Source organism: Microcoleus sp. BROC3 (assembly GCF_036702515.1).
Classification (GTDB): domain Bacteria; phylum Cyanobacteriota; class Cyanobacteriia; order Cyanobacteriales; family Microcoleaceae; genus Microcoleus.
The window spans coordinates 70,111-86,377 of sequence record NZ_JAUBTQ010000025.1 but is presented as its reverse complement, the minus strand read 5'-3'; the positions used below and the strand labels follow the sequence as shown (position 1 = coordinate 86,377).

Sequence of the window (16,267 nt, the reverse complement as noted above, 5' to 3'; positions counted from 1 at the left end):
TCCGTGGGATTTTCCGTTGGAGTTTCCGTGGGATTTTCCTTTGGAGTTTCCGTGGGATTTTCCGTTGGAGTTTCCGTGGGATTTTCCTTTGGAGTTTCCGTGGGATTTTCCGTTGGAGTTTCCGTTGGAGTTTCCGTTGGAGTTTCCGTTGGAGTTTCCGTGGGATTTTCCTTTGGAGTTTCCGTGGGATTTTCCTTTGGAGTTTCCGTGGGAGTTTCCGTGGGATTTTCCGTGGGAGTTTCCGTGGGAGTTTCCGTGGGATTTTCCGTGGGAGTTTCCGTGGGATTTTCCGTGGGAGTTTCCGTGGGATTTTCCTTTGGAGTCGGAGTCGGAGTCGGAGTTTCCGTGGGAGTCGGAGTTGGAGTTGGAGTTGGAGCTACATCGTTATCTAAAATTGTCAAATTCGCCGTACTTTGCGCTCCCACACTCTCACCGTTTGTGGGATTATTCAGACTAAGCGCAACAATCTCACTTCCCTCTACTAAGGTGTCATCGTTAATCGGAATCTTAAAAGTTTTGCTTGTTTCCCCGATCGCAAAGTTTAAGGTTCCTGATGTTGCCGTGTAGTCACTGCCTGCATTAGCAGTCCCGTCGGAAGTGCTGTAGCTGATATCAGCCGCCACATTAGTATTGCTTGTCCGAGTTACGGTAATTGTGGCAACACCCCCGCTTTCACCGATCTCGTAATTGGCAGCACTAAAATTAAAACTGCCTGGATTGGGAATATTGACATTAAAGCTTCCCAAGTTACTGGCTGCGACAAAGTTATTATTGATATCGCTAACTTGGCCCGATTCGATCGCGATCGCATAATTCCCATTATCACCCAAATCCCAACTGCCACCGGGCGCGGTAATCTCATAGGTAGCAGTCCGAAGAGTGCCGTTGCCAGCCGGCGTAAAGCTTACCCGTGTTGCTAATTGGTTAAATCCGTTTGGCCCAGTCACCCGGATGTCTGAATTATCCAAACTGCTGCTGTTGACAGCAACATTGTCGCTGTAGTCTACCGTAAAAGTTTCTGTAGTGCCACCAGCGACGAGAATGTTGCCAGCAATTAGATTGGAAGCAGCAGGCAGGATCGTATCCGCTGTGATGTTGATGGTGAAGGTTTGGGCTGCGGAAGTGTCTACACCGTTATTGGCAATACCGCCGTTATCCTTTAACGCCAAAGTGACAGTTGCAATGCCACTGACACCGGAGGCCGGGGTATACGTGAGGTTGCCTGTTGGGTCGATCGCAGGCTGCACGGCAAATAGATTGTTCTTGTCGTTGTTAAGGTTGAAGCTAACGGTTTGAGTGGATTCGTTGGCAGGGCCCTTAGAGATGCTTGTTGCCCAGTTGTTGATTGTTTGTGCTGCCCCACCTGCGATCGCGCTTGAGTTTGCCCCTTTCACAAAAGAAGGTGCATCGTTGACAGGATTAACGGTAATTGTGGCTGTCTCGCTGGCTCTGCTGAAAGCTGCCAACCCCCCGATACTGCTGGCAGTCGAAATATCAGCCGTCCCGCCGTTCGTGAAAATATTACTGCCAGAGTTAGTCGTCGTTCCATCCCATGCCTGATAAGTGATATTGGCAGTGCCGTTGTAGTCAGCCTTGGGAAGAAAGCGGATGCTGGCATTGCCTGCTAGCAGTCTCGCTGCTGCTGTTGACGGCGTGCCGAATGCGATCCAAGTCGCACCGCTATTAGTTGAATATTCCCAACTGCCGTTAGTATTGTCTGTCGCCGTGACAGCAATTCCTTGAGTGTCGGCGGTGTCGGGATCTGTAACTGCATTTGCAATTAAAGTAGAAACTAAGCTGCCGGTGTTGCTGGCAGGAGGTACATCTTCGTTAATTGCTGTTAGTATCGGCGTTCTGCTGTTGTCTAGTACAGGTGCGTTGTTAGCTGCAAACGCTGCGAATTCGGTAGGAAGGAAAGCACTAAAATTGTTGTCGCTGACAAGAATCAGCGATCGCTTCCCAGTTGCCGTTTGAGAAGGCCCAAATGTCATCCCTTCAAAATTGTTTACCGGAAAGCCTGAAGTGTTTGGGAAATCAGCAATCAGAGTTTTTGATACCGGTGTAATGCCAGTAACACCAGAAGCAGTCAAGCCTGTATTGTTTTGAATGTCAGTCGCACCAGTTAAAGAAATTTGATAAAGCTTCAAATCGCCTGACAGTGTAGCTGGGTTGAAAAAACGTTCGAGAACCAGCAGCGTATTATCATCAACGGTCAGCATTTCCGAAATCCCGTTGCCTGGATCGGTGTTGTAAAGAAATTCTCCGTTTGCGGTGTTTGTGCCGCCTAAGTTATATCTTAAAATTCGCGAGCGCGTGCCAATGGTAGGCGTTGTACCTGAAGCAGGGCCGTCTTGTTCGAGAGCATTTTCTGTTGCTGTAAACAGAAAACTTGCACTGGGAGTAATGGTAATGGTCAGACTTTCAAAACCTTGATTTTCGCGGATGCCGCTGCTAGTATCTGCTGATACGTCGTATTTGGAAGCAATAGGCAGCGCTAGGTTTTGAGTTCCTGTTGTAATGGCGAAGCTATTAATAAAAGGCTGGGTATTTGTCAAGAAATTGCCTTCAGAAGAGACGAAGACATTGCTACCAATTAAGCCAATGCCCTCTGTATCCGATGTATCTGCGGCAAAGGGAGGCGGATTGCCAATCTGTGTCACCCCTGTAAAAACCACTCCTCCTGCTCCCAAGCTACCCGAACTCACATTAGGTATAGTGAGGGTGTAAAAGCGAGACGGATCGGGACTGCCAGAAACATTGCGGCCGTCGGAGATAGCGTAGTAAGTGTTGTTGCTCGCGTAGGTAAGGCCAGACAGTCCACCTACCTGGGTTCCTCCCACATTTGTAGTGGGCGAAATTTGTGCTTTTCCCAAAAAGTTTAGACCGAACACATATTGATAAGCGGCCATTGTGGCTGGCCCGATCGCCAACCCAGAGGACACCGCTCCCGTTGTATAATCGAGCTGCCAGTCTCCGCCTTTGGCTGCGCTTCCTACAGGCGATCTAGACGCAGCAATTTTTGCCTTAGTTAGCTGACTCAGTTGCTGCACGAAATTAGCACCCTGTTCGCCCCCCGCTACATCGCACCCGTACAGCAAAATCTCTGGACTGTCTGCCAGCGATCGCGACCAACGCTGCAATTGCTTAGCATAAGTTTTTAAATTTGTCAAGTTTAAATCGATCGCGCCTAGCAGCAAACTCGCGGGGCGACCGTGGGAGATTATATGAATGCTTTTGATATTGCTGCGAGTCGCTAGCGCTGCCGTGATTTGTGCTACTCCATCCCGCGCCGCATCCAAAGTAATTACTTCTGTCCCCGGTTCGATACCGTTGTGGAGAGTTTGGCTGTCGGGAAGGGCAGAGTCGATAAAGGCGATCGAACTTACAAATGAATTAATAAAATTTTGCACAATAGACCTCTGGTTAGATGACCGTAGAAAAATTAAGGTGTATCGAGCTTAGCAAATTCACATATTAAATGTCACCACTAAAAATAAAATTAACAATCAAGACTGATATTAATTTTCCGTGAAGCTGCAACAGATTCATCTTGTAGAGGCGCATTTAGCAATTAATTCATTTCAAAAACCGAGTATTGTAGTACAAAAATCGCCTTTTTAAGGTTCGATCGCTAACAGTTCTTGTGCTACCAATCCTTTCTGAATAGCGAGAACAGCAGCTTGGGTGCGATCGCGCACTTCTAACTTTTGCAAAATCGCGTGCACGTGAACTCGCACCGTCCCCGGAGCAATGTACAATATTTGAGCAATCTCCTGATTGGTTTTCCCCCCCGCAATTAAAGCTAATATTTCTTGTTCTCGCTTCGTCAGCGGATTCTCCAAAAGTTCCGATTTCAACCCAGTTTTAAAAGGTTCGGGATTAGCAAAAACCGCCCTAATTTCTGAAGTCGCAGCCTTATCCCACCACGAAGCACCCACCGCCACCGATCGAATTGCCAACACTAAAGTTTCCGCCGCGATTCCTTTTAGACAATAGCCCTGGGCACCTGCCACAATCAATCTTTCAATTAACGATTTTTGGGAATGAGATGTTAAAATTAAAACTGGAATTGCTGGATGTCGCTGTTTAATTTGGCGGCACGCTTCAATACCCCCAATTCCCGGCAAACCGACATCGAGAACTACCACATCGGGTAAGTGTTCCTGAGTCAATTCTACGGCCATTTCCCCATCTTCGGCCTCGGCAATTACTTGTAAGCAACTTTCTTGCTGCAACCGCGTTTGCAGTCCCAACCGAAACAGTTCGTCGTCTTCCACTAGGAGAATTCGCAAGGGATAAGCTGGTTTCATTTCTGTGGGATAGCTGGGAGTCGGAATCCAAATAAAGCACCGTGTGGCAAGTTATTTTCTGCCCAAATTATACCGCCGTGCGCATCAATAATTTGGCGAGATAAGTACAATCCTAATCCCGATCCTTTGGCTTGCCGATCGCTGTGTCCTTGATAAAAACGCTCGAACAAGTGGGGCAGTTCATCGGCGGTAATTCCCAAGCCGCTATCGATAACTTTCACCACCTGATAACTCGAATAAGATTCCATAACAATTTCCACTTTACCGCCGCGATGAGAATGATTGATGCCGTTTGTTAGCAAATTAACAAAAACGCGCTGGAGTTGCACAGCATCGCCATTTACCCACAAAGAGCGGCGAAAATATGACTCTCCGTAACTCATACTAATATAGACGCGGCGCGCCGCCGATAAATGGATGAGTGTTGCAATTACTTCTTCTGCCAATGCTACTAAATTAACGGGAGCAAGTTGCAGTTTTAAACCTTCGGCATCGTTGCGGTAAACATCCAGCAGCGTTTCTACTAATTGTAGTGACATTTGGTGCGATCGCGCCATTGTTTCGAGAACTTTTTGCTGACTGGCGGTGACATTTCCAAATTTTGCTTCTTGAAAAGCTTTAATAGTTTCGATCGCCCCCAGCATCGGCGTTTTCAAGTCGTGACTCAAAGTAGAGACAAAATCTTCTCGGATGCTAGCTAACTGCTGCTGCGACTGCAACTCAGCTTTAGCGATCGCGATCGCTTCTTGGTACTGCAGGTTGCGATCGCTCAAATATCCCGTCACCCCTAAAGCCATGACTGCGATCGATCTATTTGCTAAAGTTGCTAGGGCGATCGTTTCTCCATGAGGAACAAACAAATCTAACAGCGTCAAACCTGCCGCTACCAGCGTAATTTGCAACTTACCCAACCGACTCAAGCGCGAATTTGCCAGTAAAATCGGCCCTGTGTACAAATACCCAAACACGTACTCGGACGGCGTAGAAAATTCCAGCGCTGCCACGATCGCAAATAAAATTGCGATCGACCACCTCCCCCGCCAATACTTCTCTTGAATAGTCAGTTTTTTGGGTATAGTCGATAAACTTTTAAACATTCTCACTCAATCTATTTTATATTTTAGATTCAAAGCTTTTTGGGTTTCAAATTATACCTTAGCATAGCTATTTTATTTAAAAATTTTCACCTACTATCCCGCCCAATCATCGCGTTGATCGAGCATCTATATCTCGAAGTATAGACATTTAACCCAAGCTAAACATTCATCTATTCTGAGACATATAGAGCGAGAAACCATAATTTGTCCGCCGCAAGTTATACCTGAAGGCTGATTATCTAAATTTCTAACCGTCAGTATAGTAATCAGTAAAAGTAGATGACATTTTGGGGCTAGCAAAAGTGACTTATGAACTTTGTCTAACCAAAGCGATTTCAGTTTCATTCAAATTAACAATAGTTATTGTGGCGCAGCCTTAAATGCTATAGAATTACTCGCTCGCTGTCAAAGCACGGGATTAACAAAAGCACTAGCCAATTCTCGCCCGGGAAAAACCGTTGATGGTGTTAATCCCGCTGCCTGTGCAGATTGCATCTTAGCAGCATTGAATTCGGCGATCGCCCGCCAACTGAAAGCGACCTTCAAAAAAATCTCGCCCGGTTTTTGGAACCTCCCACCAAAACCATTTTCCCAGCTAGAAAACCCATTTACCCAACGATAAAAACTTGGCTAATTTATGCAGCAAGGATTACTTCAAATCGCATTAACCCTAATCATTTTAATAGCAATTGCACCTGTATTCGGCAACTACATGGCGCGGGTGTACATGGGAGAACGAACCATTCTCGACCCCGCTATTAAACCTTTAGAACAACTCATCTATAAAGCCAGCAATATCCGGTCTATAGATTCGATGACAGGTTGGCAATACGCCCGAACGCTACTCTACAGCAACGCAGCAATGGGCATATTTGTTTTTATAATTTTCATGCTTCAGGGAGTGCTGCCTTTAAATGCCACCGGCTTAAGTGCCCCAACCTGGGATACTGCCCTGCACACAACTATTTCATTCCTCACCAATACCGACCAACAGCATTACTCCGGCGAGACAACATTCACTTATTTATCCCAGTTAACTCTGGGTTTTTTAATGTTTACCTCAGCAGCTACAGGTTTAGCAGTAGGCATTGCTTTTATCCGGGGCTTAACCGGCCGCCCGCTGGGCAACTTTTACATCGATTTAATTCAATCAATCACCCGGATTCTGCTACCCATTTCTTTAATAATTGCCTTACTTTTGCTAATTTCAGGAGTGCCGGAAACCCTCGCCGGGCCGGCCGTTGCCCGTACCTTAGAAGGCGGCACGCAAGTAATTGCTCGCGGCCCAGTAGCTCACTTGGAAAGTATCAAACAACTGGGAGAAAATGGCGGCGGATTTTTTGCGATGAACTCGGCTCACCCCTTTGAAAATCCCAACCCTTTTACCAACCTGCTGGAAACACTAGCAATGGTTTCTATACCAGCAGCTATGATTCACACATACGGCAGATTTGCCAACAACAAAAAGCAGGGATGGCTGATTTTTTGGATGGTGTTTGCCATCTACGTTGTCTTGATTGGGATTGCAGCGTTTGGCGAGTACGGCGGCAACCCTCAAATTAATAATTTACTGGGCGCGCAACAACCAAATTTAGAAGGCAAAGAAGTTAGATTTGGCTGGGCAGAGACTGCACTGTGGGCGGTTACTACGACTGGGACAATGTGCGGGGCTGTCAACGGGATGCACGATTCTTTAATGCCTCCCGGTGGTTTTGCTACTCTGTTTAATTTGTTTCTGCAAATCGTTTGGGGCGGACAGGGAACGGGAACGGCTTACTTATTTATCTACTCGATTTTGAGCGTATTTCTCACCGGATTGATGGTGGGAAGAACGCCAGAATTTTTAGGACGCAAAATTGAAAAACGAGAAATTGTTTTAGCCAGCGTTGTTTTGTTAATTCACCCGATCGCAGTTTTAATCCCCGGTGCAATTACCCTCGCCTTTACCGACAGTTTGAGCGGCATCAGCAACCCGGGATTTCACGGCATTTCCCAGGTAATGTACGAATACGCTTCGGCGGCGTCTAACAACGGTTCTGGCTTAGAAGGATTGGGTGACTCTCAACCCGCACCGACAGGACTTTGGTGGAATTTAAGCACCTGTTTTAGCCTGCTGTTGGGGCGCTACGTTCCAATTATTGCCCTATTGCTTTTAGCTGACAGCATGACGAACAAACAACTGGTTCCCGAAACAACGGGCACTCTCAGAACAGATTCAGTTTTGTTCACCAGTGTAACCGCAGGAGTAATCATAATTCTGGGCGCGCTGACATTTTTCCCAGTTCTAGCTTTAGGGCCAATTGCCGAAGGATATGAAATTAGCAGCGGCAAGTTTGAACCTGCATCGATAACTGCACCCACAACACCTTTAGCAACGCCTTCGCCTTTAGCAACGCCTTCGCCTGAAGCGACAACCCCGACACCAAACAGCGGACAGTAGATGTAGATTGCATTAAGTAATGCAGCGACAATAAACTGCTGTTGCTGGCAACAATCCCAAATCCCAAATCCCAAATCCCAAATCCCAAATCTAAAATCTAAAATCTAAAATCTAAAATCGATATGGCTTCTTCCAATACCCCTGATTCCCCAAAAAAACCTGCTAGAGGCTCTCGCGAGTCTCGCAAGCACACGCCGAAAGCAAATACAAAAGGCCTTTATCAAAGAGCTTTTAAAGAAGCTTTTGTCAAGCTAAACCCGCGGGTGATGCTGAAAAATCCGGTGATGTTTGTGGTGTGGGTTGGCACAATTGTGACTGCATTATTAACGATCGACCCGACGCTGTTCGGCCCGGTTCCCGGCGAAAATCAGAGAGTTTTCAACGGTTTAGTCACGTTTATTTTGTTCTTCACTTTGGTATTTGCTAATTTTGCCGAAGCGATAGCAGAAGGGCGCGGGAAAGCGCAAGCAGATGCGCTGCGATCGACCAAAGCCGACACAACAGCCCGCAAACTCCTACCAGACGGTTCAATTCAAGAAGTTAGTTCGACATCCCTGAGACGCGGCGACCAAATTAAAGTGATCGCAGGCGATGTCATTCCTTCCGACGGCGAAGTGATTGCAGGTGTCGCCTCGGTGGATGAATCTGCGATCACTGGCGAATCCGCGCCGGTGCTCAAAGAACCGGGTTCGGACATCGCCAGTTCCGTCACCGGCGGGACGCGCATCCTTTCCGACGAACTGACGCTGCGGGTGATGGCAGATCCGGGTAAGGGGTTTTTGGACAGGATGATCGCGCTGGTGGAGGGGGCCGAAAGGTCGAAAACGCCGAACGAGATCGCGCTGACGGTGCTGCTGGCGGTGCTGACGCTGGTGTTTTTGATTGTGGTTTCGACGATTCCGCAGATCGGAAATTACGTGAAAACCCCTGTGGGCGTGGTAACGCTGATTTCGCTGCTGGTGGCGCTGATTCCAACAACCATTGGAGGTTTGCTGAGCGCGATCGGTATTGCGGGGATGGATCGCGTCGCTCAGTTTAACGTGATAGCGACCTCTGGACGCGCCGTAGAGGCTTGCGGCGACGTGAATACGCTGATTTTGGACAAAACGGGGACGATCACGCTGGGGAACCGTTTAGCCGAGGAATTCATTCCGGTCAACGGTCATTCACTGCAAGAAGTGGCGCAGGTAGCCCTGGATGCGAGCGTGTTTGACGATACTCCAGAGGGAAAGTCGATCGTCCGTTTGGCCCAGAATTTGGGCGCACAGGTGGATTTCGATCGCACCAACGCCACTGGGCTTGATTTTTCCGCAAAAACGCGGATGTCTGGCACGGATTTGCCCGATGGGACGGAGGTTCGCAAGGGTGCGGTGGATGCGGTGAAGGGTTTTGTGCGATCGCGCGGCGGCAATGAAGGGCCGGATCTCGATGCCGCTTACGAGCGAGTTTCGCGGCTTGGGGGCACACCTCTAGGCGTTTGTCAAGGCAGCGACACCTACGGCATTATCTATTTAAAAGATGTCATCAAACCGGGAATTCGCGATCGGTTTGACCAACTGCGAAAAATGGGAATTCGCACCATTATGCTCACCGGAGATAACCGAATTACAGCATCAGTAATTGCCGATGAAGCAGGCGTTGACGACTTCATTGCCGAAGCAACGCCCGAGGACAAAATCGACGTAATTCGCAAACAACAAGCCGAAGGCAAATTAGTCGCAATGACAGGAGACGGAACCAACGACGCACCCGCACTAGCGCAAGCAAACGTAGGACTCGCGATGAATTCTGGAACCCAAGCAGCGAAGGAAGCTGCGAACATGGTGGACTTAGATTCTGACCCTACCAAACTAATTGACTTAGTTACAATTGGCAAACAATTGCTGATTACTCGCGGCGCGCTGACCACATTTTCCCTAGCCAACGATATTGCTAAATATTTTGCAATTATTCCGGCAATGTTTGCTCCCGTTGGTGCTTTAAACCTCATGGGTTTAACCAGCGGTCAATCTGCGGTTTTGTCGGCATTAGTTTACAATGCTTTGATTATTCCCGCTTTAATTCCCCTAGCATTAACTGGTGTAAAATTTAGACCTTTGAGCGCCAACCAACTGTTGCAGCGGAACATTTTAATCTACGGATTGGGCGGGGCAGTTGCGCCGTTTATTGCCATCAAAATTATTGATGTTTTCATTACCGCCGTTGGGCTAGCATAAGAGAAGTTCGGCAACGGATTCGCTTTCTTCGGATGTAACGGATGATTCTCGATCCCCGGCTCTACCTGGGAACGCAGATCCAGAGGATCTGCCTCGATTTTCCCAAATAAATCATCCAATAGAAAGACAGATATTTATTCCCAAAATAAGGAGAATTCATGAAACGGAATGATTGGCTGGATGATATTTTTTCCAAAGATTTCCCAGAAATTATTGAGTTAGCGCAAATGCTTGGGCAGCGCCACCCAATCCCGGTGCAGCTATTTCTGGTAATGTGTTTCAATGCGATAATTGCCCCCGCTGTTTATGCGGCAGGGGGTGAAGATTTGACCCGAAAAGCTGTCTGGGGTTTAAGTCTCCTGGGTTTGGTGATTATCGCCCTTTCTATTTATCTGTTTGTAGTCATCTTTCAGCCGGAAAGATTTTAGTCAATAATTAACCCTTAGCAAATAACCGAGCCAGGTAATTTATGAGAGAAATAATTAGAGCCATTCGCGTTACCCTGGTTTTATGGGGAATCACAGCCATTATTTACCCTTTAATCTTGCTAGTAATCGGTCAAATTGCCTTCAACTCCCAGGCAAACGGCAGCTTAATTAGCAAGCAAGGAGTTATAGTGGGTTCGTCATTAATTGGCCAACCTTTCTCCTCCGAAAGATATTTTTGGAGCCGTCCCAGCACGACAAATTACAGCAGTTTTGCGACAGAAAATTACGCTCCGACAAAGGGAGAAAATTTGAGTCAAAGAACAGGTGTTTCGGGAGCTAGCAACCTTGCTCCCAGTAACTCCGAGTTGCTGAAGCGAGGCAATGAAAAAGAGGGTTTTCAGGGGGTGCAATTTGAATTAGATCGCCTCAAAAAAGCTGGTATCAAACCGACTGCTGATTTAGTCTACACCTCTGGTTCTAGCCTAGATCCCCACATTAGCTTAGAGGCAGCTCGATCGCAAATTCAGCGGATAGCAACAGTGCGATCGCTCAATCTCAACCAAGTAGAGATGTTGGTAGCTAAAAATACAGAGGGCAGATTTCTTGGCATTTTCGGTGAACCGGGAGTTAACGTCCTCCAACTGAATTTGGCTCTCGACCGTTTACAATAGTTGACAACAGTCGGCAGTCATCGGTCAGCAGTCAGCAGTCAGTTGTTATTGGTAGCAACTGCTTTCCTGTTAACTGACAACTGCAAACTGCAAACTAACAACTGACAACTCACTACTCAGCTATGATTCACTCTAGCGAACTTAGTAACAATCCAGACGCGGTTTATGCCCAACCTAACCGCACTTACGATCGCACCCCCCGCCGGGGAAAGCACAAAATATTTATCGGCATGGCCCCCGGTGTCGGCAAAACTTTCCGAATGCTGGAAGAAGGACACAGGCTCAAATCTGAAGGCATTGATGTGGTAATTGGACTGTTAGAAACTCACGGGCGAAAAGAGACAGCAGCTAAAGGCGAAGGACTGGAAATAGTGCCGAGAAAACAAATGCAAAGAGGCGAAAAAATGCTTTTAGAAATGGATGCTGAAGCTGTCATAGCACGCCGCCCTCAACTAGCATTAATAGACGAACTGGCTCATACAAACATTCCGGGTTCTCTGCGAGAAAAACGATATCAAGATGTCGAACAAATTCTGAATGCTGGAATTGATGTTTTCTCCACCCTCAACATTCAGCACATAGAAAGTCTCAACGATTTAGTAGCTCGAATTACCGGAGTTGTAGTGCGAGAGCGAGTGCCCGATCGCGTCCTCGAAAAGGCTGACGAAATAGTCGTTGTCGATGTCACGCCGGAAACTTTAGAAGAAAGGTTGCTAGAAGGCAAAATTTATGCTCCCGAAAAAATTGAACAATCTTTAGAAAACTTTTTCCAGCGCCGTCATTTAATTGCTTTGCGAGAACTCGCCCTGCGAGAAGTCGCAGACACTGTTGAAGACGAGGCAGCAAGTTTCAAAGGTCAATTTTGCAATATTCACGAACGAGTTTTAGTGTGCATCTCGACTTATCCGAATTCCTTGCAACTGCTGCGGCGAGGCGCGAGGATTGCTAGCTACATGAATGCCCCGTTTTATGCTGTGTTTGTCAACGATCCAGACCGATTTTTAACAAAAGCAGAAAGCTTGCACGTTGAAACTTGTGAGAAACTGTGTCAAGAATTTAACGGGAATTTTTTGCGGGTCAACGGCACAAATATAGCCAAAGCGATCTCGGACGTAGCTAAACAATATCGCATTACTCAAATTGTGATCGGCGAAAGCCAGCAATCCCGCTGGCATTTGCTGCTGCGGGGTTCTTTGACTCAACAGTTAGTGCGATCGCTCAAACACGTAGATTTGCACATCATCGCTACCGAAAAAAGTGGGCTTTCTAATTAGTCATCAGTCATCAGTCATCACTCATTAGTTATTAGTCCGATGAATGAAATAAACAATTCCGGGAGATTGTAAGTCACGGAGTTTACGGGGTGCAAAAACAAAGCCAGCCGTAGCAGGCTAGAAGCATAAAGAATTTGGTATAACAACTGCAACTTTCGGAGGATAGGTGAATCTAGCGGGCGGTGGATGCCCGAGAAGCTTTTATCTGTAAAAATCGCACTTGGTAAACCTGATTAAAAGTGCGATCGCTATGGTGGATGATTACATTCTCAACTTGCTAGTTATTGGCATCCTCCTGCTGACCGTTACCTTGGGTTCCGGATGGATTTCAGGATTGCCGGTGTCTTATGCCTTAATTTATCTAATTGTCGGTATCGGATTGGGGCCCTATGGCGTCAAGCTGATTGACTTGCGTCCCGAAGCTCAATTTTTAGAAAGACTTTCAGAATTTGTAGTTATTGTTTCTCTGTTCAGTTGCGGCTTAAAAATGAATCGCCCGCTGCAACTTTGGGCTTGGAATTCTACAGCGCGGCTGATCGGTTTTTTAATGCCAATTTCGATTTTTGCGGTGGCCGCTGTCGCTCATTGGTTGGTGAAATTAGATTGGGGGGCGGCAATTTTATTGGGAGCAATTCTCGCTCCCACCGATCCTGTTTTAGCCTCAGAAGTTCAGTTAGCACATATAGACGATCGCGATGAATTGCGCTTTGGTTTAACCTCGGAAGGCGGTTTGAACGATGCTTTAGCTTTTCCCTTCGTTTATTTCGGCATTTATGCACTAAAAGATCACAACTTGCCAAACTGGTTTTCGCAGTGGGTAGCAGTTGACTTGATTTGGGCGATCGCCGCAGGTATCGTTATGGGAATTGTAGTAGCTAAAGCCGTCACCTGGATCGATCGCCAACTCCAACGCTATCGACCGGCCGATCAATTAATGGAAGATTTCATTGCTCTCAGCACAATTCTGCTCACCTATTCCCTCACAGAAGTAGTCAACGGCTACGGATTTCTCGCAGTTTTTGTAGCAGGAATTGTGGTGCAGCGGAGTTACCACAACCTAGAAAAGCCGCTTTCCCAACTGCACTTTACCGAGCGCATAGAAAAGTTAATGGAAATAGCAACTATTTTACTATTAGGTTCGCTTTTGCGCCTACAACCTATATTAGCCTATGGAGGATACTCCCTCTTAGTCGCTGGATTGTTAATTTTTTTAATCCGGCCTGTGGGAGCTTGGATCAGTACGATCGGCAGTCCTTTGCATCCCGCCAGCCGCTGGCTGTGCGGGTGGTTCGGCATTCGTGGTGTCGGTTCTATCTATTATCTTACCTATGCTTTTGGTCACGGTTTAAAAGGTGAACTGGCTGAACAAATTGCCTGGATTACCTTTACAACCATCGTGATTTCTGTGATTTTGCACGGCATTACTTCAACCCCATTAATGAACTGGTACGAGCGCCGAATCAAACCTAAAGTACCTGATTTAATTTAATTCAGTAAGGTGCGTGACTTTAATAGTCCTGGACGCAACTGTCACACAACAATCGACTTGTAGGGTGCGTCAGGCGAAGTTCTCTAACGGCGATCGGGAATTTCGGGAGCTGACGCACCTTACTAGACTTCTTGCAAAAGTCCTTTCGATCAAATTTTCGGACGGGATCTCCGGCCCATCCCACAAGAGAAAAAACTTTTTGTGGGACGGGCCGGAGAGCCCGTCCCAGCTATTTTTGCAAGAGGTCTACTGTATAATCTAAAATCGACTTGTAGGGTGCGTCAGGCGAAGTTCTCTAACGACATCGAAAGAAAAGAAGATGATAATTTTTTGGATAACTCTAATATAAACGATCGCCGAATTAAACATGATGGATCGATTTGAATTTCAGCTAGCAATGCTGCAAAAAGGAGCAGAAGAACTAGAGAAAAAAATAGCTAACTTCACAACAATTTTGATGCAATTAAAAACTGCGGCAATTACCATTTGGGTAGCGTTGATTGGTTGGGTTTTTACAAGCAAAATAGATGCGTTGGTTCCCCTAGGATACGTTATAATTTTTGGTTTCTGGTTTTTAGAAGCTACCTACTGGAAGGTGCAATTTTATTACATACAAAGAGCCGATGCAGTTACCCAATTCTTGAATAATGAAAGCGCCTTAGATGAAAGTTTTAATACCCGTTCTATACCGGAAGGTCTAGTTCACCCGCTCGGTTCGTTAAAAAAACTTAAAATGCCTTCTTTATGGAGAGCTATGTGCGCTCCATCAATCTATATTTTTTATACCTTTTTGTTTGTTGTTAATTCGATCGTTTGGTTAATAACTCTTAAAACAGCCCTCTAACTGGGTAAGCTCCCAATGTGCGAGCGACCGCACAATATCTTGCATCCCAACTAACTAAAAGTGTAAATTGGAGGTTCAATTTGCTTGCTACTCCAAAAAACGGTTGCTTTCTGTATCGTTTGGGTTAAGAGTTCGCCTGTTCGATCCTCAATACTCTGTTGGTTATTTGAAAATAACCAGAACAGTTCGCGATCGACTTCTACTACGACAGCAACCTCTTATATTCAGCACTTAGGCAACTGGCATACTAAAATCAAGCTGTAGGGTGCGTCAGGTGAATTTCTAGAACGATTATTGAGGGTTTAAAAATCTGACGCACCTTACTAATTGTGACTATTTCCAATTTTCAAAGGACACGACAATGCAGTCCTTACCCGCAGCTAAACAGGTTTGACACCAACTAACAAAGCTAGTTCCCGCCACTTCCAATAACAGTCTGCATCCTCAAAACCAATTTCTCTAAGCCAGCGCAATTGCGTTTCCACATCCAGCAATTTATTAGAGGGATCGTCTGGTCGATCGCCCATACCGACCGCCTCTAGAAATTTCTGATGCAAAGCCTCTGTTGGGGACGCTACGTGCTCGAAATTGCAAAAAATGCCTCCGGGTTCCAAAAGCTCGAAAATCTCAGTGTAAAGCGAACGTTTGCGATCGTCCTCTACATGGTGAATCGCAAAACTAGAAACAACCGCATCAAACTTGCCCAAATCCGGCAGTGAGTCGTCGAAATTGTGATCGATTACCGTAACATTTTTGTCATCAGCAAAACGAGTTCTAACTTTTTCCAACATTGTAGGTGAAAAGTCGATCGCCACACATTCAACATCCGGGCGATCGCACTTTAGCAAGCCCAACAAACGCCCGTCTCCCGTACCCACATCTAGAATTCGCTTGACACTTTTCGGCACTTCCCCCAAAAGTACCGCTTCACCTTCAGTGCGCTGAGGAACGCTATCAGCCTTAGCAAGATACGACAAAGCGTGTTCCGCAGAAGTCCAAAGATTGACTTGACTCATTATTTTTTAATCCTCATAAATTTCGCCGTTTTTATGCGTAAAAATCCAACCACGATCGCTAGCTTTGGCAATTAAATCATCATCGGGATAAGTGGCCCCATCACCATCAGTGCGATCGCCAATTTCGAGATAAACAACATCTGCATTCGAGCGGTTAACCAAATGATGCCCGTCTGCATCACCCGCCGGAAAACCCGCCGCCATACCCGGTTTCAGCACTTGCTCTCCCGAATTTGCAATCAGAGTAACTTCCCCTTCCAGAACATAGATTAACTCATCTTGACGGGTGTGCCAGTGCCTGAGAGCAGAACAACTTCCCGGTGCAAGTCTCACCAAATTTACCCCAAAATTCTGCAATCCGGCAGCATCGCCCAAGCGTTTTTTAACTCTACCCGCCACAGCAGATTGGAATTGCTGAGGGTACTTGGAACCCGTAATTTCCGGCACATTTTTAGGATCGATAATCATATAACACTCATGGT

General features: G+C 46.5%; 13 protein-coding genes. 8 read left to right on the top strand and 5 right to left on the bottom strand.

What is annotated here, in order from left to right; genetic code table 11:
* The 3 genes from QUB30_RS17530 to QUB30_RS17520 form a co-directional block, all read right to left on the bottom strand.
* A partial coding sequence (locus QUB30_RS17530) for an esterase-like activity of phytase family protein (RefSeq protein WP_333335635.1) occupies positions 1 to 3,410 on the bottom strand: 3,410 nt, incomplete at its 3' end.
* 207 nt (positions 3,411 to 3,617) lie between these two features.
* Complete coding sequence (locus QUB30_RS17525; RefSeq protein ID WP_333335632.1) at positions 3,618 to 4,310, bottom strand: response regulator transcription factor; 693 nt, start codon at positions 4,308 to 4,310, stop codon at positions 3,618 to 3,620.
* Positions 4,307 to 5,407: a HAMP domain-containing sensor histidine kinase gene (locus QUB30_RS17520; RefSeq protein WP_333335629.1), complete on the bottom strand. Its 1,101-nt coding sequence runs from the start codon at positions 5,405 to 5,407 to the stop codon at positions 4,307 to 4,309. The genes QUB30_RS17525 and QUB30_RS17520 overlap by 4 nt, the downstream gene beginning before the upstream one ends.
* A gap of 316 nt (positions 5,408 to 5,723) precedes the next feature.
* On the opposite strand from QUB30_RS17520, the gene QUB30_RS17515 reads away from it, so the two are divergent.
* The 8 genes from QUB30_RS17515 (at position 5,724) to QUB30_RS17480 (ending at position 14,769) form a co-directional block, all read left to right on the top strand.
* Positions 5,724 to 6,029: a hypothetical protein gene (locus tag QUB30_RS17515; protein ID WP_333335626.1), complete on the top strand. Its 306-nt coding sequence runs from the start codon at positions 5,724 to 5,726 to the stop codon at positions 6,027 to 6,029.
* Positions 6,030 to 6,044: 15 nt separating this feature from the next.
* Positions 6,045 to 7,847, top strand: coding sequence for a potassium-transporting ATPase subunit KdpA (gene kdpA / locus QUB30_RS17510; protein WP_333335623.1), 1,803 nt, complete (start codon positions 6,045 to 6,047; stop codon positions 7,845 to 7,847).
* Positions 7,848 to 7,969: 122 nt separating this feature from the next.
* On the top strand, positions 7,970 to 10,063 hold the full coding sequence (gene kdpB, locus QUB30_RS17505; RefSeq protein ID WP_333335620.1) for a potassium-transporting ATPase subunit KdpB: 2,094 nt from the start codon (positions 7,970 to 7,972) through the stop codon (positions 10,061 to 10,063).
* 158 nt (positions 10,064 to 10,221) lie between these two features.
* Entirely contained in the window at positions 10,222 to 10,491 is a 270-nt protein-coding gene (gene kdpF / locus QUB30_RS17500; protein ID WP_333335617.1) for a K(+)-transporting ATPase subunit F, read from the top strand.
* A gap of 41 nt (positions 10,492 to 10,532) precedes the next feature.
* Complete coding sequence (kdpC, locus tag QUB30_RS17495) at positions 10,533 to 11,162, top strand: K(+)-transporting ATPase subunit C (protein WP_333335614.1); 630 nt, start codon at positions 10,533 to 10,535, stop codon at positions 11,160 to 11,162.
* A 122-nt stretch (positions 11,163 to 11,284) separates the two neighbouring features.
* A complete protein-coding gene (locus QUB30_RS17490; protein WP_333335611.1) occupies positions 11,285 to 12,436 on the top strand; it encodes a universal stress protein in 1,152 nt (383 codons plus the stop codon).
* A 220-nt stretch (positions 12,437 to 12,656) separates the two neighbouring features.
* Complete coding sequence (locus QUB30_RS17485; protein ID WP_333335608.1) at positions 12,657 to 13,925, top strand: sodium:proton antiporter; 1,269 nt, start codon at positions 12,657 to 12,659, stop codon at positions 13,923 to 13,925.
* 397 nt (positions 13,926 to 14,322) lie between these two features.
* The gene (locus QUB30_RS17480; protein ID WP_333335605.1) at positions 14,323 to 14,769 is read left to right on the top strand and encodes a hypothetical protein; all 447 of its coding nucleotides are present in this window, start codon (positions 14,323 to 14,325) and stop codon (positions 14,767 to 14,769) included.
* Positions 14,770 to 15,149: 380 nt separating this feature from the next.
* Here the strand turns inward: QUB30_RS17480 and QUB30_RS17475 are convergent, their stop codons facing one another.
* The gene (locus QUB30_RS17475) at positions 15,150 to 15,785 is read right to left on the bottom strand and encodes a class I SAM-dependent methyltransferase (RefSeq protein ID WP_333335602.1); all 636 of its coding nucleotides are present in this window, start codon (positions 15,783 to 15,785) and stop codon (positions 15,150 to 15,152) included.
* A 6-nt stretch (positions 15,786 to 15,791) separates the two neighbouring features.
* Positions 15,792 to 16,253 (bottom strand): cupin domain-containing protein, encoded by a 462-nt coding sequence (locus QUB30_RS17470; RefSeq protein ID WP_333335599.1) that lies wholly within the window; start codon positions 16,251 to 16,253, stop codon positions 15,792 to 15,794.
* Positions 16,254 to 16,267: the final 14 nt, after the last annotated feature.